Origin of the sequence: Butyrivibrio hungatei, assembly GCF_001858005.1 — a bacterium.
Lineage (GTDB): Bacteria > Bacillota > Clostridia > Lachnospirales > Lachnospiraceae > Butyrivibrio > Butyrivibrio hungatei.
In genome coordinates this window covers 780,706-805,747 of sequence record NZ_CP017831.1, presented here as the reverse complement: position 1 = coordinate 805,747, position 25,042 = coordinate 780,706, and the positions used below count along the sequence as shown (strand labels likewise).

Here is a 25,042-nt window from a genome sequence, read left to right as displayed (position 1 = left end):
GTGAATTCCTTTAAATTACTGAGCCATATACTCAGTCAGGGCAGTCATAAAATCATTTTTTCTGGCTCTGCTGATAAGAAGCTGCTTGCCAGCAATGAGACAACTGCCATTTTCCACGCCATCCACATATTTAAGATTAACAAGATATCCCTTGTTACTCCTAAAGAAATTGTAGGGGACAAGCTGTTCTTCAAAGTCTTTTAACTTCCCCCTTATAGAAAACTCCCCTCCACTGGTATAAAAGTTAAGATTATGTCCTTCACTTTCAATGTAAAAGACATTGTCTATATCGAGTTTTTTTACGCCAGACTGCATCTCTATTGATATAGTCTTGGTACTCTTATTCTTCATCTTGGATATAGCTCTTCCAAGCTTCTGAGAAAAAGCAAAATAACTAACTGGCTTAAGTACGTAATCAAGGGCATCAACCTGATAACCCCTGATAGCGTAATTAGTCATGTTAGTAATAAACATAATGATAACGTCCTGATCGAGTTTTCTGATCTCCTCTGCTGCCGTCATACCGTCCATGAGCTTCATCTCAATATCCATAAGGATAATATCAAACTGTCCACGATATCCATTGGTAATCTCATCACCATCCTTAAATCTGGTTATCTTGAAAGTTTTTCCGCTCTCTGACTGATATTTTTTTACAAACTCTATCAGCTGATCAGCATATGAATTTTCATCTTCAACGATCGCAAGCTGGATCATTCACATGTTCTCCTATTAACTTCTCCATCCAGACCATGTTGTACCATCTGCCAAACTTGTAGCCGCACTGGTGGAACTCGCCAACCATAGAATATCCCATCTTCTCATGGAATCTTACACTATCATAATTCAAGTGCTCATCTTCAGCCCCGTTTGGGTAACCGATACAAGCATTAAGATTAAGAATTCCCATCTCTTTAAGGCGCTTTTCAAGTTCCTCATAGAGCATGCGTCCAATTCCATCTCTTCTGGCATCCTTTGCCACATAGATAGAAGTCTCAACTGCCCACTGATAAGCAGCTCTTTCCTTGAATGGACTAACATAGGCATATCCGTAGATCTTGCCCTCTCCCTCTACTACTAAATAAGGGAACTTTTTTAGTACACGTTCTATTCTGCCTCTGAATTCCTCCACAGAAGGAACATCATATTCAAAAGTTATAGCTGTGTTTTCAACATAATACCTGTAAATATCAAGAAGTTCTTTAGCATCCTCAGGTGTAGCAATTCTGATCTGGTATGTCATAGTTGCAAATTACCCTCCATCAAGTCAAAGTCAATAGTCCTTACAGTTCCATCTTTGAGTGTTATGGTTACTGGACCGTATCCTCCGCATTTCTGAGGGTCTGTATATTCAATAGCCTTAACTGGGAAAATATCATTCTCGTCAAAATCATCCAGGCTCTCCTTGGTAATAACCTGCGAGATCAGGAAATATGGCTCATAACCATACTGCTTGTTTCTTCTGGTATCTGCAAAAAGAACTATGGAATTTTTACTGTCAGGATTTGTATCAGTACTTTTTATTATTTGGATATTATCCCATCCGTCCATAATTGTAAAGGCAAGTTGTTTTTCTTTTCCTGTATGATCGTGCCCCTTCAGTATCACAGCCTTGTAGCCGTCTTTTTCCTTCTCTATGACCTCTGTTCCATTGTCAGGAAAGCCAAACGCTCCAAGAGTTATGCGGACAGGTCTTCTGAAAAGACGTATCTTGTCCGCGCGGAAAATACCATAAGGAACAGCAAAGTCTGCAATATTAAGTGCTGTTCTCCAATGAGTTTCTGTCTCTGTCTCATATTCAAAGAACTGTCTTCTGTAAAGGACATCAGCCTTCTCCCCATGCCAAAATGTAGCATTAGCTGCAAGTCCCTTTGCCCCCTCTTCGTCAAGATAAGTAATCACATACTGCTGAGATTCGACTCCCTCGCAAGGTCTTGATTCCCAAGGGAATTTTGAATTAAACACAAGCTTACTGTAATTCCACATGCCGTGGGCATCTTCTTTATGCTTAACGATCTTACCGGTTCTAAGCTCTGTGATCCCGTTAGCTTCATGGTTTGCCATGCAAAGGGCAGGCCCATTAAGAGTTGTAACTAAAGTCTCTCTTTCTTTTAACTGATCCCAGATACCGTTCTCTTCCCTGGCAGTCCAGAATGGGTGGTCAGCTGGTAAATGTAGGCATAAAAGAGCCTTAGCAAGCCAAAGAGGTGATTCTGCGCAGGAATATCCCTGAACCAGAGGCACAAATGGACCATAGAAGCCAAGAGTTGGCACTCCATTCCAAAGGAAATCATCCCTGCTAAAGAACTGAAGAAGTGAGCCTGAGCATATACGTCTTGCAAGTCCAGGATTGATGCTGGAATTCTTCATCATAAGGTTGCCGTCAAAGGCACTTGTAGCAGCATTTCTGTAAATACCGCTTCTGCCCCACATGTTTGTAAAGCCGTCCCTGTCAAAGAACATAGGATAGGTCTTCATAAGTTCATTGGAGTTATCTTCAAATTTCTGGGCAATATAAGGCTCTTTTTCATAGCCATACCATTCATTCCAGATAGCTGTGTACATGTTAAATGCCCAACATGAGTAGTAGTCAAAAGACTGACCGTCTCTATACCAGCCATCACCTGCATAATAAGCAAGGATGTTCTGAGCGTGGTCTCTCATGATGTCTTCATCGATGTCGTAGCCGTTCATATAGAGAAACGCCATATCAAGCATATTGAAAAGACGCCAGTTCTGAGGAACTGTATTGGCATGAGCAAAGTCAGTTAAAAAGGCTGCTATCCTATCTTTTTCTTCCTGGGTATAGGTCTCCCAGATCTCATCCTTAGAAAGCCAAAGGCAGATCACAAGTGCCGCTGTCTCAACGGTCTGCTGATAAACAGCCACAGGATTACCGCTCTTATCAAGTTCTCTCATGTCCGAGTAATTGAGAACATAGTTCTTTTCGCCCTTAGTAACTGCGTAAAGAACCTGCTTCTTGTAATATTCGCGGACACCTATGCCATTGAGCTCAAGATCCGGCTTAATATGAATAAGTGGCGCAGAAATAAAAAATGATCTGCAAAGTCCTTCAAAAACCTCTGCCTTGATTCTCCAAAGAGGCGCATCCTTGGAAGGATAAGTAACCTCTGTCTCATATCTTGGCATAACTACTGGTGCTTCGCTATCCTTGATGTTGTTAAAGATACCTGCTAAAAGGTACTGGGCAGCTTCTATCCAGCTATCTCTATCAAGTCCTGTATATGGGCTAAGTTCAAAGTTAGTATGACTTGGTGTGAATTTCATGATCTCCTCCAATTGCATCAAAATACTGTAAGTGCAGTATCTGTAAGCTTCATAAGTGCTTCGATATAGTAGTAGTCACCGTAGATGATAGCAATGTGGTGGCCATTTCCATGGTAATCAACTGATCCTCTTGTAAGGATGTTGTCTCTATCTAATGTATAGTCGCAGCTATGTCCATCAAGAGCCTTAAGAAGCTTAACTGCTGCCTCAAGGTACTCTTTTGCCTTGTTAGTCTCACCAAGCTTATCAAGACACTTTGAAAGCTCTATAAAGCCGCCTGCAGTAATGGCTGCAGCTGTTGAATCCTCAAGATCATCTTCCTTTGGCTGTCTGTAATCGATAGGCACAAGGAAGGTCTCTGGCATTGCAGAAAGAATGTAATCTGCGATCTTCTGTGCAGTTTCAAGATACTTCTCATCACCTGTGTAGATATAGCTAAGAGTAAAGCCGTAGATTCCCCAGCTCTGGCCTCTTGTCCAGGATGAGCCTTCTGAATATCCCTGTCCTGCGTACTCTCTGTCAAACTTACCAGTAAATGGATCAAAGCCCACAATATGTCTAACGGAACCGTCTTCCCTTACAAAGTTCTTCATGGCTGTATTGGCATGAGCTATGGCAATCTCTTTAAATCTAGGATCCTTAAGCTCCTCAGATGCCCAGTATAGAAGAGGCAGATTCATCATGCAGTCAATGATTGCCCAGCCTGTGGTATCTCTGCCATCTCCCCAGTCGTTCCAGGCTCTTATAAAGTTACCGTTTAAGTTAAAACGGCCTGCAAGAGAAGCTGCTGCCAAAAGGCCTCTATTCTTGGACTCTTCGCCGCCATAAAGCTTATAGTTTATAACAGCTGTAGGAAGCCACCTAAATCCAGCGTCATGATCCATTCCGTTGTAGTTAAGGAAAGCTGCATCCATCTTGTCTTCTACCTGGAGAGCCTCTTTTTTAAACATCTCATTTCCTGTAAGCTTATAGAGCTGCCACATCTCGCCGCCCCAGAATCCATTTGTCCACCAGCAGATGTCGTTTTTGCCGGCTCTGTCGTCAAATCTGCCATTCTCATCGGTTGTATATGGAATCTTGTTTCTGTTTCTCTCAGTTACAGGAACCATCTTATCTTCAATCTTTTTAAGGGTTTCTTTGACCCACTTTTCATCTTCTGCATTTAATAAACCCATTACTCATACCTCTTTTTGCATTAATTTGACTTATTCTATTGTAAGCTTAAGCTTTCTGTCATAAGGCTTTACTAAAACTCTGTAAACCTCATGCTTCCAGGCAAGCGCAAGTCTTTCATCCGTTATTGGATATTCCTGAATTTCTAATACTTTTCCACCATCAATCGAGATCTTACCTGTGTTTTCCACAGAAATAACTGATCTGTCACCAGAAACAACCGGCTTTTCATAGGTCATAAGACTCAAGATACAGCCAGCGTCAGCTTCAAACTCATCTTTAACCACAATATTCGCGCCCTTATTAAGGCTGATATCTCGCTTGTAGCTCTTTATCCTGCAGCTCTCGTATGCATCTGCGATGTCCATAGAAAGTGAAGATATCCCACTATTTGTATTTTTTGATAAAAGACATTTCACAACCCTTGCGGCATACTTTTCCCCGTCATGCTGCATATATACGTGCTCATCATGGCTGTCAGACTCCGAATCTCTTCCAAGTCCGGCCACCTTGTCATCAAAAGCATCGCTGTCGATAAATGTTGGAAGATTGTGAAACTGAGACTGCATGGTCCACAGCTCATACCTTCGGTCTGAGAAGGTCTTCTTGGTATAGGTTCCAACTCCCAGATCTATGAGGAAAGGCTTTCCTCCCTTATACACGGTAAAAGAACCTACGTCATTATGATTGTGACTGTCTGCATTATCTCCAGCTTTGGCTGCAAGTACATAGGTATCATCTCTTGCCACTAAAAGTCCCACGCTTTCAAAGAAAGTATCCTCAGCCAGGCCCTCAGTTTTCTTATAAGTTGCCATTTCATCATAGGCAAAAGCCTGCCACACATGGTAAAAGAGATTTATCTCATCTGATATAAGTTTTTGATCTGCAGTCTCGGTCTTAAAATCCTCCGCAGCAAAGCTTGAAAGTACTTCATCGCCTGTTGCCTTTCCAAAAAGGAATTCCCTTGCAGTCCTTTTTCCAGGAAGGGCGCTGCAATCAGCAAAATTGACATAGTAGCCGTTTCCTACATACATCTTAACGATGTAATTTGCCACATTTCTGATGAGCTTATCAGCAAACACTCCGGTAAAAGGACTCTCTTTTCCAAGTACACCGCTCATAACCTCAAGGCATCCATAAAGGCAAAGTCCTGCGTGAGTGTAATACTGTGCTCCCTCATCGCATCCACCATCATCTCCGTATTCATCAAGGAAATAGTCACAGGAAAGAGCTGCTTTATCAAGAAAAGTTCTCATAACCTCCTGTGAAAAGAAGCCTTCAGGTCTTGTAAATGCACAAAAAAGTACGTTTTGAGTACACCATACAGTCCAGTTGCACATTGGCTCCTTGCCATTGCCCATCCACCAGAAGTGCTGGTTAAGATATGGCTCAAAGATGCGCTCCTTCAATCTCTCATTGACATAGAGACTGATATATGGGCTTATCTTCTGGAAAACTGGTCTTAAGAGATACTCACAAACAGCTATCTCAGCACCAGACTCGGCATCAAAAAGATCTATGATAGGTCTTGTTGGGTCCGGCATAGTCTCCTGAGAAGCGTCACGCTCATAACTTGTATGAGGTGGAAGACACCAGGTGGTCTCTTCAAGAATAAGATACAGACCATCCAGAATGGCATCAAGAAATCTTCCTTTATTCTCGACACACTCAGCCATTACAAGCTTATTTAGTTTTCTTCTTCGTGGAAAATACTTATCCTCGAACTGAACTCTGTTTCCAGTTTTGGTGAATTCTCTGAAGTCAGAAATAAGAAGCTGGGTCCAAGGCTCATTTAAAGCCTCTTCTCCAGCATTTATAAGACTCGTCTTAAGAGTATCAGAAAGTGCATCCCACCTGTCTCTATCTGATATATCAGGATAGACGTCATAAAGACCTGCACCCTTTGTCTTTTTTAAATATTCCTCTACTATGGACCTGTGTTCCATAATCCATTACCTCCCGGCGGATTCGCTTCCATAAACTTCAATCTGTGTAAGAGCCGGGAACGGGCTTGGATCATCAGCCTTGATAAGCTTGCCAAGTTTGATCCAAGTGATACCCTTTCTCTCAATATGGAAAACATGTGGTTCTGCCACCTTTTTATCCATCTGAACAACTTCTGTTGTTCCATCAGAGAAGGTAAATGTAGCCTCTACCCACCAGTTATCGTGTGGAAAATCAGCTCTTGTATAAAGAACTATCTGGTCAAAGTCTACTTCTCTTCCAAAGTCAAGGGTAAACTCTGCATCATCCTGTCTGTTGATGCCCCAGGATTCATAAGGCCATTCTCCATGAGAAAGAGTTGCTATACAGCCATCAATAGCATTTCTAGCTGCAAATACTGCCTCCCCTCTTGTTTCTACATTGGCACTGGCATGAGGATAAACTCCTGATACCTCGTGCTGATCAAATGGATTAGCTGCTACATTGCGATATCCTTCTACTTCAAAAGAAAAAGCTGCTCTGATGCTGACATAATGTCTGTTACCAAAGAAAGCTAAAGGATTGTAGCTGGTCTTTTTCTCATAAAAGGGAACTGTAAAAAGCACAGTCTCCTCTGTTATATACACAAGTGCCGGATCAATGGCAGCGTCAACCTTGACTACATAAAAATTGTCAGGTTCAATGCCGGAAAACTCGATGATATCGCCCTTTCTGTATTCACCATCCCAGGCAAGTACCACATTGTCCTGACCTTCGCTCTCAGCCTTTGGCACATGATCCCAATCGTTATATACAGATATTTTCATAATATTCTCCCCTAAGTCTGTTACCTTGTAGATAAAAAGATATTTTCTCTTATGGCAGTCTCATCTTCAGGATATGTCTCAAGATAAGTGGTCATAAGTGAAGAAGCAAGATTAAACTCGCCCATATATTCATATGCAGTGATCTGATTAAGAGTAAGAGCCTGATTCATAGCCTTATCATCTATTGCAATGCCTGCCTCAAAAGAAGCCACCGCCGACTCATAATCTGCAAGCTTTATCTGGCACATGCCAAGTCTATTGTAGACTACTGCGCTACTTGGATTATCCCTTAAATAATTAGAATATTTGCTGCAGGCAGTTGAATAGTCTCCCATAGTCTCAAGAGTATGTCCAAGCATCAGTATAACAGGTTCTTTATCCTGGTCTCTTTCATTGCTGGCAGTCTCAAGATACTGGACCGCACTCTGATAGTCCCCAAGATAAAAATAGATCTGTCCTCTCTCATAGTTGGACATGAAGTCGCTTCCATTTTCCATGGCTTTACTCAAAATGGATCTGCCCTCTTCTCCATAGCCCTGCTCATCAAGAGATTTGCATATCATTATCATCATTGAATAATCTTTGGGATTCAAAGAGATTGCTTTGGTAAAATCAGCATACCCAAGGTCATGGTCACCGGCTGCAAGTTCCGCAGTTCCTCTAAGATAGTAAGCATTACTATCCTTGCTGCGAAGACCAATGATGGCATCATAAACCTCTTTTGCCTTGTTGTATTCACCAAGCTTGTAATAGGCTTCTGCCAGGTAATAATTGGTGTCAAAGTCCATATCATCAACTATTCCCTCGTCAGTAGCCAAAGAAGCCAGCAGCTCATTAACTGCCAGCTCGTATTCATTTTTATAAAGATAAGCTATACCTCTTCCTCTGTGGATAAGGCAGGCGTCTTCACCCTTCTCTTCGGCAACACTAAAACTCTCGAGAGCATTATCATACTGATGACTCTCGATGTATGCAAAACCTGAATCGATATTGTGTCCCCCTGACAAACTTCCACAACCAGAAAGAATCATTGTTAAAGCTAAAGCGCAGATCGCTGTTTTAAGCTTCATAAATGTCCCCTATTATTTTCCTAAATATGCGATGATCTCCACTTCGCAAAGAACGTTTCTAGGAAGCTGCTTGACTGCAACACAGCTTCTAGCTGGCTTGCCAGTAAAATACTTCTCATATACAGCGTTGAATGCTGCAAAATCACTCATCTCAGCAAGGAAACAAGTTGTCTTGACTACATGCTCATAATCAGTTCCTGCAGCCTTAAGGATCTCACCAATATTACGGCAAACTCTGTCAGCCTGATCTGCAATAGTCGTAGTATCAATCTCACCTGATTCAGGATTGATAGGGATCTGTCCTGAAGCATATAAGAAATCTCCTGCCTTGATAGCCTGAGAATATGGTCCGATTGCTGCTGGTGCTTTGTCTGTTGAAATGTACTCCATTTTGTCTCCTCCTTATAATACGTTCTACTCTGCCTGATTTTCACCAAACAAAGCAGTTACATAGAATCCTCTTGCGTTTTCTTCAACCTTGGTCACTACACCTTCTCTTTCCAGCATACGCTCGCGGAAAGGGAAGTTTCCTGACATTGCAAGGGAAGGGTCAATAGTATAGTAATAGTTACTGGGAAGAACGCCTTCTGTCACAGTTACATGATCACCTTCATGTAAAAGTCCCGGTCGTTCCATCTTAAATGTCATTTCTCTAGCCATTTTATCACCTTCTCTTATTACTTAACAATAGCGTGTTGTAGCAAATACTGGTGCCATCTCTCGTAAGAAGAAGCCTTTAAATGAACATCATCAAAGGACAGTTCTGACAAGAGATTTCCATTTTCATCGTCAACCGCTTCATTCATATCAATATAGAATATTGTCTTGTTATCAGCAAACTGAGATAATGCTTCGTTTCTCTCATTGATGTTTGTATTGTTAAAATGCTTGTCATTATCACTCTTATGGGCTGTTACATGCATGATGCCCTGGATATAGATGATGGCATCTGGCTGAAGTTCCCTGATCCTATCAAGAACTTCTTTATATTTATTGCAGAAATACTCTGTATTACCAGTACCAATCTCATTAAGTCCCAGCATAATATAGATCTTGGCAAACTGATGCTCTGAAAGTGCCTGATCAACTGTGATCTTTCTGCCATCTTCTGTCTTAACAAATTCCTTGTTCATTGCAGTAAATATAGTAAGTGAAACCTTAGCATAGAAAGTTGCCCTAGAATCAAGCTCCTCGCAATACTCTGAAAGACCTACAGTTCTGGAATCTCCAATAAATAGTGCATCACAGAAATAGTCATCTGTTACTTCTGTAAATTCATATGTTTCATCCTCTGAATTGCCAGATACGTCATTACCTGAAACATCATTAGCAGAAACATCGGTAACAGGCTCTTCTACAGGTTCCTCTACAACCTCTGCAATGTCCTCAGTTTCAACATCGTCTTCTACTAATTCAATAGGTTCCTCTATAGGAGCGCTACTCCATGGGTATACGCCCTCACTAAGTCCCTTAAAGAAAAGGCTAAGGATTGGCGTGTCAGCTCCCATGCTGATGCTGTACTCCTGATACACAGTATCTTTAAGTCCAAAAGAGATGCCCGATATTAAGATTGTAAATACCACTACTCCAATGAGAAGCGGGCTCTTTTTAAACCACATTTTTTCTTTCCTATCTAAAATTTAAAATACATGAATGGATTGCCAGCTGCATTGGACAAGCTAAATATGCATGCCCAGAACAGTATAAATAAAAACACATTTATAACAGGGTGTTTTCTATTTTTTACAAAAAATCTATACAGACCAGGTAAAAGAAGTATGATACCTACAGTAAGGAAACCGCCATAGATACCAAGATTCTTGATAAAGTCATTCTGGTTGACTGAGATTCCCTCTCCAAAGAATGGGAACAGTCTCTTGAAATACTCAAGAAGTTGCATAGGATTGGCTATTGCAAATATTACCCATGTAAGTGGGATAAATACTAATACATTTACCTTACCTATGATCTTGCCAAGAGTTTTGGGAAGCTTTGGCATTATCACGAAATGCTCAAGAGCGATAAAAACAAAAAGGATAAGTCCCCACAAAATGAAGTTAAGTGTAACTCCATGCCAAAAGCCCGTAATAAGCCAAACAACAAGGAGATTAAGGAATGTTCTTCCTGTTCCTTTCCTGCTGCCTCCAAGAGGAATATAGATATAATCCTTAAACCATGAACCTAAAGTAGCATGCCATCTGCGATAAAACTCAGAAATACTGCCTGAACTATAAGGCTGGTCAAAGTTTGTGATAAATGGGAATCCAAGCATAACGCCTAATCCGGCTGCCATAAGTGAATATCCCCAGAAATCGTAATAAAGCTGAAGTGAATAAGTAACGGCACCAATCCAGGCAAGAGGTGTAGAGATACTCTCATAGCCGATAGTTCCGATATCCTTCCAGAGCATAGCAAAGTGATCTGCAAGGAGAACCTTAAAGCCACATCCAAGAACAAAGAATTTAAGGCCATCTTCAATCTGCTCTAAAATGTCGCCAAACTTCTCTTTGAGCTCTAATGCCTCAAAATCTGAATAACGCATAATAGGACCTGATGTCACCTGTGGAAACATGGTGAAATAGGCCGCAACGTCTACAAACTTTGGCTCCTTTTCAATTTTGCCTTTGTAAATATCCACCTGATAAGAAATCATCTTGAAAGTATAAAAGCTGATTCCTATTGGAAGAAAAGAATTATTGATGAACTGACCGATAAGCTTAAACTCGATCAGCATCAATGCATCAAGACACACAGCAAAGGCAAGAAGAAGCTTTTTCTTCTCACCAAAATTTGCTCTGCCAAATAAATAGTTAACAAGTACAGCTCCCAAGAGAGCTGGAAATAATCTGATATCCCCTACTGCATAGAAAGCAAGGCTACCAATTAAGAGTGTCCACGTTCTATATGTAATGGGAGTCAGATAATAAGCTATAAGAAAAACCGGTAAAAACCTAAAAATAAAAGTTAAATCCGAAAAATTTATCATTTCCCCACTATCAATCCTATATATAAATCAAAAACTACATCAATTACCGGAGTTGTTGATCTCCGCAAGTTTGGTCTGTGCTGCCTGAGCACTCTGAGTGTTAGGGAAGTTATTGACTACAAGGTCATAAGATTCCTTTGCCTTGTCAATATCCCCATTTGCATAGTACGAATTAGCCAGATAATACAGTGTATTAACATCACCACTGTTGTACTGATATGCCTTAGAAAGGTTGGCGATAGCAGTCGCATAGTCATCTAACTTATAAGCTTCATATCCTGTATTATAGTAAGATGTCGCAAGCTGTGGTCCTACCAGTGACATTAAGCTGTCATAAAGACTCTTAAACTCAGGAGATACATCATCTCCAATGGCATCAAGGTCTACTTTAGAAAGGGCCTTTGCCATTCCTTCTACATCTGAAGGATTTGCAAGATATATGCTTACAGCCTTCATAAGACTGTTCATAGCTGCTGATGTTGAGTCAACACCCTCATAATCAGTGACCTGAGTCTGAAGAGTGTCGATCTGAGTCTGAAGAGTAGCTATCTGCTGCTCATACTCATTGATCTTGGCTGACTTGGCATCTGATTCTTCACTGATCTGTGTGATCTTTTGCTGGTTGCTGGAGTTAATGCTGACGATTCTCTGTGGGAGGATCAAAAAGCATGCAGCAGCAAGACCAAGAACTATTCCAAGAACGATACCCCAAATAGAGCCTGTTCTGGTAATGGCAGACTTCTTGACTGGCTGAATGATCATCTCATTGCCACTATTGTATCTGATAACATCATCACTATCAGCTGCGGCAATGTCTGAAACAAGCTTGCCACTTTCACCTGGAAGCAACATACTATCTGCTTCCTTAAGATATTTCTTGGCAAGAACATTGCCTGTATCAAGCTTAAGTGATTTCTGAGCCTCAATCTTGGCTCTATCCCAGTTACCACCCTTTAAGTATAAAAGGCACAACAAAAGATGCGCCTTAATAAAGCCAGAATTAAGAGACAGCACTTTCTTGAGCTGTATAACAGCAAGGTCAAGACTGTCCTGATGGCAATAATTAAGCGCAATATTAAACTTCTTGATTGTCTGGTTGATATCATCTAACTTGGATGGGCTGTTTCTTACAGTATCCATGTAATAATCAGCAATATTATCCTCTGCCTTTAAGTTCTTGCTGATAACCCATTCTGAAAGCGCAGCAACAACCTCCCCGGTCTCATAATAAATAAGGCCCAGAAGGTTTCTGGCATCTATATTATTCTTATCGAGCTTAAGGCTCTGCTTGAGAGCTTCTGTAGCACCTGTTAAATCCCTAACTCCGGCTCTTTCAAGACCGTCATTGTAATAAACGTTAGAAAGACTCACAAGTCTCCTATAAGTCCTGACATTTGCTCCACATCCTGGGCAGATATCCCCCTTATTAAGCTCTGTCCCACAACGATTACATTTCATTATTACTTTGTCCTTCTTTGATTGTCAGTTCCCTGTCCTGCGTCCTTAAGGAGTCTGACCAAAACATCAGACATATCATCAAGATCCTGATTATAAATAATATCCTCAGCATCCTCTATCTCAAGACTTGGTTTGAATTTTTTTAATTCTTCTTCAAAATTAAGCATAGATAAATCCTCTGCATCACATTATGGCTTTAATCTGTCCTGCAAGATACAGTGATCCAGCGCCAAACACGATGTCTCCTGATTTCCTCATTGTTACTATATCGGTAATTGCATCTCTTACATTGGTATAATATTTGATCGGAACGCCAAAGATATGATGTTCCTCCTTGCAGTCTTCGAAGGCTGTCTTAAGATCAGCAACTGAAACTGATCTGGAAGTCTCTAAGACCGCCACATAGATGGCATCAAATTCACCACTTAAGAGTATTTTGCATATGATGTCCCTGTATTGCTTGTCACCAACTATTCCAAATAAAAGGAGCTTTCTGCCTTCGGATGGAATCTCTTTGACAGTATCAAGGAAAGCCTCCATACCATCTATATTATGAGCACCATCAACGTAGATACCTGGATGGATCTCTTCCATTCTGCCTTCCCACTTGGCACTTAGCAGTCCCTCGCGGATATCAAGTTCAGAGATCTTAGCACCACTATCCCTTAAAAGCTCAGCAGCTGTCACGGCTAAAGCCGCATTTTCAGCCTGATATCTAGCCTCTGTTGATAATTTCAGGTCAACATATTTATCATAAAGGGAATTATATGAAAAAGCAATGTATTTGTTTCCTGATTCGTCTCTGATAGTGCTTACATTTTCAATGTTTTTATCTTCTACCATTATTGCTCTTGTATCCAGTTCAAGAGCCTTGTTTTTGATCGTCTCTGAGCTTTCTTTTTGTTTGTCAAAAAAGACTACTGGAACGCCTCTTTTGATGATTCCTGCCTTCTCACCTGCAATAGCCTCAATGGTATTACCAAGATACTGCATATGATCAAAGCCAATCTCAGTGATGATGCTAAGTACAGGACTGCTGATAGAATTGGTAGCATCAAGTCTGCCTCCAAGCCCTGTCTCTAAAACGAGGTAATCCACTGGATATACATCGTATAAGATCATAGCCATAAAAAAGAGAAACTCAAAATATGTAGGGAAATAATCTTCCTTATCATATTCAAGCACCCTGTTCAAAAGCTCGATAAATACTTCCAGAAATATCTTATCGGAAATATTCTTGCCATCCACGCTAAATCTCTCAGTGATACTGACAAGATGCGGTGAAGTAAAGGTTCCAACGCTGTATCCTGCTGCATTTAAGATATTAGTCACATAGCAGCATACTGATCCTTTACCATTTGTACCAGCCACATGGATGATCTTCATATTCTCATCAGGATTTCCAAGAAATGCTAGAAAATCTCTGGTATCTTCAATTGTATGTTTATCTGTAAATCCGGGAATTTCATTGAGAAAAGACTCACACTCATCCAACGAGATACTTTCTCCGTTGTCAAAGCGTGAAATGAACTCCTCCACTTTCCCTCTAACAATATCTTCCATAGCCATCCCTACTATACGTCGTAGTTAAGCCCCTCAACCCAACACAACTTTAATACTAAAATACTAGTTATGTTTTATTTTATCACAAAAAAATATACAGATTTTCTAATGTAAAAAGTTAAGTAGCAGAAAAAAGATTTTGTGTTATTTCATAAGACATCTTTATGCTCTTAAAAAACGTCAGTACTTATGCCATGTTTTTTATGGCATTAGTACTGCTACGTTTTTTAAGAAGCGAAAGCGTGCATAAAGTGCTTATGAAATAATCAAAATCTATCTCAGCCTAAATTCTTTGACATATCAAATCTATCTCAGCCTTTAAGCTGGCTAAGTCTTTCTGTGATCTGATCGTAAGTCTGCTGATACTTCTGCTGCTTCTCTTTTTCTTCAGCAATCTTCTCAGCAGGAGCTTTAGATAAGAATTTCTCGTTGCTGAGCATGTTCTGAGATCTCTTAAGCTCACCCTCAAGTTTCTTCTGCTCTTTTGTTAAACGCTCAATTTCTGCGCTAAGATCTACAAGATCAGAGAATGGAATATATACTGTAGCATCAGCAAGTACTACAGATACAGCGTCATCTGCGATTCCTGACTTGTCATTCTGGCAAGCAGACTCAGATGCATAAGCAAGTGATTCGAAGAAGAGCTTACCAGTTCTAAAGATATCAAGAACGTCTTCCTTATCACTTACTACAAATACTTTAGCCTTACGTGATGGAGCAACATTCATCTGTGTACGAACGTTACGGATTCCACGAACCGCTTCCTTGATAGTCTCAATAGCCTTTTCGTCAGAAGCGAAGTTCCACTCATCCTTGTAAACAGGCCAGTCAGAGATCATGATTGACTCTTCTTCATCCTGCATAGTGCAGAAGATCTCTTCTGTGATGAATGGCATATAAGGATGAAGAAGCTTAAGCGCATTGATAAGAACAGTCTGGAGTGTCCAAAGAGCTGCCTCATGAGATGCCTTGTCATCTGAATTGTAGAGACGAGGCTTAACCATCTCAATGTACCAGTCACAGAACTCATCCCAGATAAAGTCATAAACCTTCTGAACTGCGATACCCAGCTCGTACTTATCCATGTTCTCTGTAACATCTTTGATAGTGTTGTTGAGCTTAGAAAGGATCCACTTATCAACTGGCTCAAGTCCTGCAGGCATATCCTGGTGGATAGCACTCTTAGCATCGTCAGCCATGTTCATCATAATGAATCTTGAAGCATTCCATACCTTATTTGCAAAGTTACGACTATTCTCCACTCTTTCATTATAGAAACGCATATCGTTTCCTGGTGCATTACCTGTAATAAGAGTAAGTCTAAGAGCATCTGCTCCGTAATTCTCAATAATATCAAGAGGATCGATACCATTTCCAAGAGATTTACTCATCTTACGTCCCTGAGAATCTCTAACAAGTCCATGGAAAAGAACTGTGTGGAATGGGTATGTTCCCATGTTCTCGTAACTTGAGAAGATCATTCTGATTACCCAGAAGAAGATAATGTCATAACCAGTTACAAGGACATCTGTAGGGAAGAAATACTTAAGTTCCTTGGTGTCATGTGGCCAGCCAAGTGTCTCAAATGGCCAGAGAGCTGAAGAGAACCATGTATCAAGTGTATCCGGATCCTGTGTAAAGTGAGTTTCTCCGCACTTAGGACAAATTGTAGGAGCTGTCTTGGAAACAACAACTTCTCCGCACTTGTCGCAGTAGTAAGCAGGAATTCTGTGTCCCCACCAGAGCTGTCTTGAAATACACCAGTCACGGATATTATCTGTCCAGTTGAAGTATGTCTTTTCCATTCTAGGTGGAATAAGCTTGATCTCGCCTTCCTTAACAGCCTTAACTGCTGGTTTGATGAGCTCGTCCATCTTAACAAACCACTGCGCCTTGATCATAGGCTCAACAGTTGTGTGACATCTGTCATGTGTACCAACGTTGTGAGAATAGTCTTCAATCTCAACTAAAAGTCCCATCTCATCAAGCTCTTTTACAATGGCCTCTCTTGCAGCATAGCGATCCATGCCCTCGAACTTACCGCCATTAGCATTGATAGTAGCATCATCATTTAAGATATTGATCTCCTCGAGACCATGACGCTTACCAACCTCAAAGTCGTTAGGGTCGTGACCTGGAGTGATCTTAACTACACCAGTACCAAATTCCATATCAACATAAGAATCTTCTACGATTGGAAGTTCTCTGTTTACTATAGGTAAAAGAACCTTCTTACCCTTGAAGCTCTTGTATCTGTCATCATCAGGGTTAACTGCAACTGCAGTATCACCAAGCATTGTCTCAGGACGAGTTGTAGCAAACTCGATGAACTCTGTCTTAGAAACAGATCCATCCTCATTGATGATAGGATACTTGATGTGCCAAAGATGTCCAGCCTGCTCCTCGTACTCAACCTCAGCATCTGAAATAGATGTCTTACAAATAGGACACCAGTTTACGATACGGCTTCCCTTGTAGATATAGCCTTTCTCGTGCATCTTGCAGAATACCTCTGTAACAGCTTCGTTACAGCCCTCATCCATTGTGAAGCGCTCTCTATCCCAGTCACAGGATGAGCCCATTTTCTTGAGCTGCTGGATGATAGTTCCGCCATATTCCTTTTTCCACTCCCATGCTCTCTCAAGGAACTTCTCACGTCCAAGATCTCTCTTGTCGATGCCTTCTGCCTTAAGAGCGTCAATGATCTTGACCTCAGTAGCAATAGAAGCATGGTCTGTTCCTGGCTGCCAAAGTGCATTGTAGCCCTGCATTCTCTTATATCTGATAAGAATGTCCTGCATTGTGTTATCAAGGGCATGTCCCATGTGAAGCTTACCAGTAATGTTTGGTGGTGGGATCACAATTGTAAAAGGTTTCTTTGTTTCATCTACTTCTGCGTGGAAGTACTTCTTTTCTTCCCATTTTGAGTAAAGACGGCTTTCAATACCCTTGGGATCATAGGTCTTAGCAAGTTCTTTCTTCATAATCCGCTCCTTTATAAAAATGTGTTTTTTGACTGGTTAAAATGTAAATAAAAAAGTCCCTAGCAGCTATTAGCTGCTAAGGACGTAATTAACGTGGTACCACCTTAGTTCACAAAGATATACTCTTTGCCTCATTAAGCATCTAAGATAAACTTAAATACTCTATCCGATAACGCAGATAACGCGGGGACACTTATTGATAAATTGCTATAAAAGCCATCATTTCTGAGTGTCCGGTTCAAAAGCTACCTTCCATATCATCACTACCAGCATCCTCTCAGCGAAGCCAACGGCAACAGACACTTTCTCTTTAAATAGTGTTATGATATGTACTCCTCTTTCTCATAACCTTTATTCTTATAATAGTAAATATAATATTAGCAAAAAAAGATATTGTCAAATATGAGTTGCATCATCAAGTGATTTCTGGGAAATAACAGCCTTATGAAGAAGGACTACTTCGCCCTTGGAATTTCTTTTTACTTCATAAAGAGCATTATCCGCAGCATACATGTAATCCCAAAGCTTATTAGCCTTTCTGGGTATGGAATTACGGATACCCTGAGAGACAGTCACTATTCCAAGATCAGAATCCTTATTATCAATATGCTTCTCTATAACCTTTTCTCTAATGACCCTGGCATAATTCATTACTTCATCATCTGTCATATCTTCATAGATGATAACAAACTCATCACCACCATATCTAAAGCCATGAATACTCTTGTTTTTGTCACTAAGCTCTTTTATGACACCTGCAATATGAGTAAGACAGTCATCTCCTGCCTGATGTCCATAAGTATCGTTAAAATTCTTGAAGTTATCCACATCCATGATCTCAACAGCGAGAGATTTTCCCTCTGAATAAGCTTTTTCAAAGGCGCAGTCTGCATACTTATTAAGCCCATATCTATTACCAAGACCTGTAAGAGAATCTGTGGTAGCCTGCTTCTGAAGGGTTATATTCTCCTTCTCCATGTTGCTGAGCTTATATCGCAATTCTGTAAAGAACTTATAATTTGCCTGTCTCTCTTTTTCCTGCTCAATAGAATATCTGTAGAACTCTTCCAGCGCCTTTACTCTCTCCGCTTTGTTTCCAATGCTCTCATAGAGCTCACATTTTAATTTTGCATGCTCTTTCTTTAGATTGTGGATATTTAAATCATTTAAAGATCTCTCTGTATTTTTTACTATGCGGACTACCTCATCTACCCAGCCTATCCTGATAAGGAATCTGCACATACCAAAGATATCTTCCATGTTATCAAGGGGATACTTGTTGTTTTGTATCATCTTAAGAAGCTTGGAGACATATTTCTGGAAATTCACCATATCTCCGATAAAATAATAGCCTCTTGCCCTGATATCTGCTGCAGTTATAGCACTATCACCGCTTATATATTCCTGGTTTACCTTAGGATTTTGCTCAAGGCGGTCTATTGCCATAAGGCACTTCTTAACAGAGTCAGGTTTATTAAGCTGCATATAGCAATCAGCTTCAAAGCAATAACAATAGAGAATGTTTCTATAATAGAGACTTTCCTTTTCGTTTCTTCTGATATTCTTGTACGCTGACTGAATAGATTTAAGAGCCTGTTTGATATTGCCGCTCTCATAGTAGATCTGTCCTATATTAAATTCCAAAAATCCCGGAACTCCACTATTCTCAAGGCCGTCACAAAACTTGATTCCTGTCAGGAAGTAATCAAGCGCAAGGTCAGGACTTCCATGATTTAAAGAATCTATTCCAAGAAGATTGTAGCATCTGGCAAGATACTCTTTATCCCCAGAATACTGCAAATATTCAATTGCCTTAAGTAAATTGGTGTTGAATTTACGATAATCCGTACTGACAAGATAGTACGCATCTGCAAGATGATAATAGGCATAACCAAGCAAAGAAGGATCATCAACACTCTTAGCCTTGCGAAGGAAACGGTTGCAGGCATTGATATAGCTGTTGGACATACTCCCTCTATTGGTGAGCAATTCATTATTCAAAGTCTGAACTTCATAGTCGTACTTTTCAATGTTCATGCACTCGCCCCATGGTTAAGCCAAACAAAGACAACAGTTGAATTAAAGCTATTTTACAATATAACGTACACTATGGCAATCAAATAGTCGATATGACACATGCGTCACTAATATCTTTGGTTTACATATATTTATTGACTAAATCAGTCATTGATATATTTTTACACCGGGATTCGTATATTTTTGTCACCCTTTTTAAATGCCCTATTTTAGCGGTATTTTTAAAACTGTTTTTCGACTAATCCCCAATTTCCACAGAGTTATCCACATGACACATTAGTCATTTATCGAAAACTTTTACATCATTTTTTTGTAAAAACGTCAAATTGAACATTCAATTGCTACAATTTGAACGGTTGTTCGGATTACATAAAATCGCAGAATTTAGTTTTATGTAAACCATTATTGAGAATCTTTATTATCATCATTCCAAAATAAGGTGAAAATCCTCTATATTTCGCTCCAAAACTGGCTTACAGCGTTTTTGACCGTATTAGTCGAAACCACCTTATAGTTTTTCCACTCTCGTGGAAAAAGTGATCTGTAGGATCCCTGCATGAATCTGTCATCCAAAAGTGCTACAACACCAGTATCTTCCTCGGTTCTGATAACCCTGCCTGCTGCCTGAAGAACCTTGTTCATACCAGGATATCTGTAGGCATAATCGTAGCCATCAACGCCCTTATCATCAAAGTAAGCCCTGATTATCTCTCTCTCGTTGCAGACCATGGGAATACCAGGTCCCACAACGATAACACCAATAAGGCTGTCATACTTAAGGTCTATGCCCTCACTAAATATGCCGCCCATTACGCAAAATCCCAGTATATTCTTGTCTTCCACAACTTCTATGTCCATGTGGATAACTTCATTAAGATCCACATTGTTTCCAATAGAAAACCTGTCAAGGAATGACTCTCTTGCTTCCTCACTCATAAAGCTCTTTTGCACAAGGATCTCAGTTGAAGTTTCATCATAAAAGTTATCTATAAAGGCCTCATGTACCTCATCAAGGAACTGATGGGACGGGAAAAAGATAAGATAATTGCCGCCCCTGGTGCTGATAACATTATTGATGTACTCTGCGATCCTGAAATACTGCTCATCGCTTCGCATAGAATATCTGCTACTAACATCAGTTCCTATAAAAAGTCCCAGCTTATTCGGGTCAAATATGGACTTGGCATAGATCTCGAAGTCCTCATCAGTTCCACCAAGAAGTTTTTTATAATATTGGATAGGAAGGAGCGTTGCTGAAAACAATATTGACGCTCTTCCTCTGTCCATGCACTCAGCAAGATTTCTTGATGGATCAATGCAACTAAGCCTTACCAAAAAGCTTCCATCATCTGCAAATTCGCTATACATCACATAGTGATCATCCACCTTGTCATATATGGTAAGAAATCTGGACAGATCAAAGTAAAACTCCAGTATTTCATCTCTTCCAGGGCCTTCTGAATGATTTTCAAGATATTCTGAAATAATGCCAGAAAGTCTGTTTAACGGATTTATAAGCTTATCTATAGATGTCAGTATCCTGCAATCATCACATTCTCTTTTCATCTCCAGCATAGCTTTATTGCACTTATCAAGGTGCCCGGCAATGCTAGGATGGAACTCCTTGATGCTATTTTTCAATTCCAGAAAGCTCTCTTTTCTAAGGACAGCACTGTACATATCTCTGCCGCGATCAAGGAGATTGTGGGTCTCATCCACAAGGAAGACATAATCTCCCTTGGTGCCCTCTGCAAAGAATCTCCTAAGATAGACAAATGGATCAAAAACATAATTATAGTCGCAGACTACCGCATCTGCCCAAAGGCTCATGTCCAGAGACATTTCAAATGGGCATACCTTGTGCTTCTGCGCGTATTCCAATATCTTTTCCCTGTCAAAAGAGTCTTCATGGGTCAGCATGTCATAGATTGCATCATTTATTCTGTCGTAGTGGCCATTTGCATATGGACAAGCCTCAGGATTACAGTTTCTTTCCTCTTCTCCAAGGAAGCATATCTTGTCCCTAGCAGTAATGGTCACAGTCTTCATCTTGAGATCCTGGAACTGTCTAAGTGTATTAAAGGCCTCTTCTGCCACTGTCCTTGTGATGGTCTTGGCTGTCAGGTAAAAGAGCTTAGTTATCTTTCCTTCGCCCATGGCTTTGACACTAGGGAACACAGTAGTAATGGTCTTACCGGTTCCAGTTGGAGCCTCCAAAAAGAGCTTTTTGCCGTGGATGATAGTTCTGTATACACCTGCTGCCAGGTCTTTTTGTCCATCTCTATATGGGAATGGAAATTGAACAGCCTTAATAGAGGCGGTCCTGATGTCCTGCCAGTCGCATTCAAAGTCAGCCCATTTCTTGTATCTGCCTATAAGGTCATCAAACCAGGAAATGATCTCTTTTGCTGAGAAATTGTAGTCAAAATACTTCATCTCCTCTGTTTCTATGTTGCAATAGCTCATCCTGATATTGATCTCAGGGCAGCCTGTCTCTCTGGCATATATAGCGCCATAGCACTTTGCCTGCGCAAGGTGGGTTGGAACAGGATCCTGCATTTTTTTAAGGTCTCTGTAGGTTCCTTTTATCTCATCTATCAAAGGATTGGCTTTTTTGCCCTCAATAAAGTTCTCCTGGCCATCATATACATCTGTTTCACCAAAGTATTTATCGAGGATTCCGTCTGCTCTTCCTGAGATTACAAGGTCATACTTGTCAGTGCTATATACATATTTAAGTGGTACTTCCGCATGATAATCAGCCCCCATGCTCTTTTGGATCATGCGGTGTATCCTGCTGCCTTCCTGCATAGCATCTGCAGGTGAAGCCTGTATTCTATTGTCTAAGCTTCCGCTTCTTAGGATAAACTCCACAAGTCCGCGGACTGAAATCTCTATAGTCATCTATCTTCCTCATAAACAAGGCATTTGGAGCAATAGAAAAGCTCCATGGTATATTGTATACCATGGAGCTTATTCGTACTACAATGAACATTCAATTAAATGATATCAGCAAGCAATTGCGAGAGACTGAAGATACTGCTCGAATTCCTCGTTATATCCGTTGTACTCTACTGTGAGAGCTTTTGTCAGGTCGAGTCCGAAAACTCCAAGAATCGACTTAGCATCAACTACATATCTATTGTAATAAATGTCTATATCAAAGTCGCATTTAGTAGCTGCATTAACAAAGTCCTGAACCTGACTAGGTTTAAGCATAATTGTCTTTTTGCCAAACATAATAGCCACTTCCTTTCTCCATTTAGGACTCATAACAATATATCTTGAAATTGTGTCCATTATGTGAAAAGAATGTGGATTTTTTTATAACAATTGTATACCTTTTTTAGTTGCTTCTTCTACCATCTCGTCAGGCCAGATAGAGCACTGAACTTCGCCTATATGGGCCTTTCTAAGGAAGAACATACAGATTCTTGACTGTCCGATTCCGCCGCCAATTGTGTATGGAAGCTCGCCATCAAGGATAGCTTTCTGGAATGGAAGCTTAGCTCTTTCTGTGCAGCCAGCCTTCTCAAGCTGAGACTCCAAAGACTTGGCATCTACTCGGATACCCATACTTGAAAGTTCAAGAGCAATGTCAAGAACCGGATAATAAACAATGATATCAGCGTTGAGTTCCCAATCATCATAGTCTGGAGCTCTTCCGTCGTGCTTCTCACCTGATGCAAGAAGATCTCCGATCTTCATAATGCAGACAGCGCCCTTAGCCTTGGCAATATAGTACTCACGCTCTCTTGGTGAATACTCAGGGAACATATCTTCAAGTTCCTGTGTTGTAATAAAGAAGATCTCATCTGGAAGGATCTCTTCGATGTAATCATACTGAATGGACATGAACTTCTCAGTCTTTCTGAGAACCTTGTATACGTTCTGAACTGTTTCCTTGAGGAAATCGATGTTTCTGTCCTTTTTATCTATAACCTTTTCCCAGTCCCACTGGTCTACAAAGATTGAGTGGATATTATCAGGAACCTCATCACGGCGGATGGCATTCATATCTGTATAAAGACCTTCCCCAACATTAAAGCCGTACTTCTTGAGGGCATATCTCTTCCACTTGGCAAGAGAATGTACGATCTCAGCCTCGCGACCACCCTCGTTGAGGATATCGAAAGAAACTGGTCTCTCAACGCCATTAAGATTGTCATTAAGTCCTGACTCAGGAATTACAAAAAGTGGTGCTGTAACTCTCTGAAGATTAAGTCTTGTTGAAAGCATACCCTGAAAGAAATCTTTAACAGTCTTGATTCCTACCTGAGTATCATGCAGATCTAGAGCTGATTTGTAGTTCTTGGGAATTTTAAGGTTTTCCATATTCTTTAACGCTTTCCTTTACTAAAATATTCATATTCAATTAAATATCTTTTTAGCCTAGATTGCAAGAAAAAAATTCTTGATATTTAGTGGCATCTGAAGCGCTCAACGTAGCTACTATCTTGATCCCTTCAGGAAGATATTCCGTACTCTTTACTATTCCTCTCTCGTTAAAAGAGCTAAGGACAGCCCCTTCAGAATATGGAAGGATGAGTTCATACTCTGCTTCGCTTTCTGAAAGTTTCTTTTCTATAAATTCAATAAGTGTATCCAAGCTGTCGTCAGCCTTGGCTGATATGTATATCCTGTCATCCATCATTCTTGGAACATCCATAACAAGCTGACTATTATCTTTTTGCTGCTCCTGAACCACGTCTGACTTATTAAATACATAAAGAACTGGGATGTCACCAGCACCTATCTCTGTAAGAGTCTCTTTTGTCACATCCATATGGTAGCGGTACTCAGGATCACTAAAGTCGATCACTTCCAAAAGAATGTCCGCAAACTTAGCTTCATCAAGGGTAGATCTAAAGGCCTTAACAAGTGAATGTGGAAGTTCGCTTATAAATCCTACTGTATCTGCCAAAAGAAATGGTCTACGGCCCGGAGCTGCTATCTTTCTAACTGAAGTATCAAGTGTTGCAAAAAGCATGTCTTTTTCAAGAACCTGCTTCTCATCATAGGCATCACCGCCATAGAGCCTTAAAAGATTGTTCATGATCGTTGATTTGCCGGCATTGGTGTATCCAACCAGGGATATACGCGGCATGCCTGAATTTATGCGCTTTCCTCTCTGGGTCACACGCTCTTTTTCAACAGCATCAAGTTCCCTTCTAAGCTCAGCCATACGATGCTCGATCCTACGTCTATCAAGTTCAAGCTGTTTCTCACCAGAACCTTTGTTGGATAATCTTCCGCTACCGCCCCCCTGCCTTGAAAGAGCTTTTCGCATATGAGCAAGTCTAGGCAGCATGTATTGGAGCTGCGCATACTCAACCTGAAGTCTAGCTTCTCTTGTTTTGGCGCGTCTTGCAAATATCTGAAGGATCAGTCCTGTTCTGTCTATAACCTCTGTATCCAGCGCCTTTTCAAGGTTTCTTAGCTGCATTGGTGAAAGAGTATCATTAAAGATGATGATATTTGCATCAAATACATCAAGAGAGGATCTTACTTCCTCAACCTTACCGCTTCCAATGTAGGTACTTCTGTCTGGACTTGGAAGAGCCTGTGTAACAGTACAGACCGCGTCTATATCTATAGCCTTAGTGAGCTCTTTTAACTCATCCATAGACCTCTCAAAGTCTGATTCACTTCTATTAACATTAAGACCAACCAAGATAGCCCTTGGATTTGCAGTTTGTTTTATGTTTTCATATATAGTATTTTTCACTTTTT

General features: G+C 40.5%; 20 protein-coding genes and 1 other annotated feature. All 20 genes read right to left on the bottom strand.

The annotated features are described in order from the left end of the window. Positions 1–15 precede the first annotated feature (15 nt). Entirely contained in the window at positions 16–717 is a 702-nt protein-coding gene (locus bhn_RS04030) for a LytR/AlgR family response regulator transcription factor (RefSeq protein ID WP_071175477.1), read from the bottom strand. After that, the gene (locus bhn_RS04025; RefSeq protein WP_071175476.1) at positions 695–1,243 is read right to left on the bottom strand and encodes a GNAT family N-acetyltransferase; all 549 of its coding nucleotides are present in this window, start codon (positions 1,241–1,243) and stop codon (positions 695–697) included. Before bhn_RS04025 ends, bhn_RS04030 begins: the two co-directional genes overlap by 23 nt. Continuing rightward, on the bottom strand, positions 1,240–3,288 hold the full coding sequence (locus tag bhn_RS04020) for a DUF2264 domain-containing protein (RefSeq protein ID WP_071175475.1): 2,049 nt from the start codon (positions 3,286–3,288) through the stop codon (positions 1,240–1,242). Before bhn_RS04020 ends, bhn_RS04025 begins: the two co-directional genes overlap by 4 nt. A 17-nt stretch (positions 3,289–3,305) precedes the next feature. Further along, positions 3,306–4,463, bottom strand: coding sequence for a glycoside hydrolase family protein (locus bhn_RS04015; protein WP_071175474.1), 1,158 nt, complete (start codon positions 4,461–4,463; stop codon positions 3,306–3,308). Positions 4,464–4,493: 30 nt separating this feature from the next. Beyond that, a complete protein-coding gene (locus tag bhn_RS04010) occupies positions 4,494–6,407 on the bottom strand; it encodes a heparinase II/III domain-containing protein (RefSeq protein WP_083385703.1) in 1,914 nt (637 codons plus the stop codon). A gap of 6 nt (positions 6,408–6,413) precedes the next feature. After that, on the bottom strand, positions 6,414–7,211 hold the full coding sequence (locus bhn_RS04005; RefSeq protein ID WP_071175473.1) for a DUF7402 domain-containing protein: 798 nt from the start codon (positions 7,209–7,211) through the stop codon (positions 6,414–6,416). Positions 7,212–7,231: 20 nt separating this feature from the next. Beyond that, positions 7,232–8,281 (bottom strand): tetratricopeptide repeat protein, encoded by a 1,050-nt coding sequence (locus tag bhn_RS04000; RefSeq protein ID WP_071175472.1) that lies wholly within the window; start codon positions 8,279–8,281, stop codon positions 7,232–7,234. 12 nt (positions 8,282–8,293) lie between these two features. After that, a complete protein-coding gene (locus tag bhn_RS03995) occupies positions 8,294–8,671 on the bottom strand; it encodes a RidA family protein (protein WP_071175471.1) in 378 nt (125 codons plus the stop codon). Positions 8,672–8,695: 24 nt separating this feature from the next. Next, positions 8,696–8,941, bottom strand: a complete 246-nt coding sequence (locus tag bhn_RS03990) for a hypothetical protein (protein WP_071175470.1) — start codon at positions 8,939–8,941, stop codon at positions 8,696–8,698. A gap of 17 nt (positions 8,942–8,958) precedes the next feature. Beyond that, positions 8,959–9,900 carry a GDSL-type esterase/lipase family protein gene (locus bhn_RS03985; protein ID WP_071175469.1) on the bottom strand — a complete coding sequence of 314 codons (942 nt, stop codon included), beginning with the start codon at positions 9,898–9,900 and terminating at the stop codon, positions 8,959–8,961. A 14-nt stretch (positions 9,901–9,914) separates the two neighbouring features. Then, positions 9,915–11,111: an MBOAT family O-acyltransferase gene (locus tag bhn_RS03980; RefSeq protein WP_236845961.1), complete on the bottom strand. Its 1,197-nt coding sequence runs from the start codon at positions 11,109–11,111 to the stop codon at positions 9,915–9,917. 195 nt (positions 11,112–11,306) lie between these two features. Further along, positions 11,307–12,725 carry a tetratricopeptide repeat protein gene (locus bhn_RS03975; protein ID WP_071175468.1) on the bottom strand — a complete coding sequence of 473 codons (1,419 nt, stop codon included), beginning with the start codon at positions 12,723–12,725 and terminating at the stop codon, positions 11,307–11,309. A 2-nt stretch (positions 12,726–12,727) separates the two neighbouring features. Next, a complete protein-coding gene (locus bhn_RS15790; RefSeq protein ID WP_176764346.1) occupies positions 12,728–12,892 on the bottom strand; it encodes a hypothetical protein in 165 nt (54 codons plus the stop codon). 16 nt (positions 12,893–12,908) lie between these two features. Then, a complete protein-coding gene (locus tag bhn_RS03970; protein WP_161487291.1) occupies positions 12,909–14,288 on the bottom strand; it encodes a bifunctional folylpolyglutamate synthase/dihydrofolate synthase in 1,380 nt (459 codons plus the stop codon). A 311-nt stretch (positions 14,289–14,599) separates the two neighbouring features. Continuing rightward, a complete protein-coding gene (locus bhn_RS03965; RefSeq protein ID WP_071175467.1) occupies positions 14,600–17,272 on the bottom strand; it encodes a valine--tRNA ligase in 2,673 nt (890 codons plus the stop codon). Between the two features lie 75 nt (positions 17,273–17,347). Continuing rightward, positions 17,348–17,627 (bottom strand) — a binding site (T-box leader). Between the two features lie 41 nt (positions 17,628–17,668). Continuing rightward, positions 17,669–19,309, bottom strand: a complete 1,641-nt coding sequence (locus bhn_RS03960) for a tetratricopeptide repeat-containing diguanylate cyclase (RefSeq protein ID WP_083385697.1) — start codon at positions 19,307–19,309, stop codon at positions 17,669–17,671. A gap of 450 nt (positions 19,310–19,759) precedes the next feature. Further along, a complete protein-coding gene (locus bhn_RS03955) occupies positions 19,760–22,213 on the bottom strand; it encodes an ATP-dependent DNA helicase (protein ID WP_071175465.1) in 2,454 nt (817 codons plus the stop codon). A 105-nt stretch (positions 22,214–22,318) separates the two neighbouring features. Then, a complete protein-coding gene (locus tag bhn_RS03950; RefSeq protein WP_071175464.1) occupies positions 22,319–22,549 on the bottom strand; it encodes an HPr family phosphocarrier protein in 231 nt (76 codons plus the stop codon). Positions 22,550–22,633: 84 nt separating this feature from the next. Then, positions 22,634–23,644: an aspartate--ammonia ligase gene (gene asnA, locus bhn_RS03945; protein WP_071175463.1), complete on the bottom strand. Its 1,011-nt coding sequence runs from the start codon at positions 23,642–23,644 to the stop codon at positions 22,634–22,636. 52 nt (positions 23,645–23,696) lie between these two features. Then, complete coding sequence (gene hflX, locus bhn_RS03940; RefSeq protein ID WP_083385695.1) at positions 23,697–25,037, bottom strand: GTPase HflX; 1,341 nt, start codon at positions 25,035–25,037, stop codon at positions 23,697–23,699. Between the last annotated feature and the right edge of the window lie 5 nt (positions 25,038–25,042).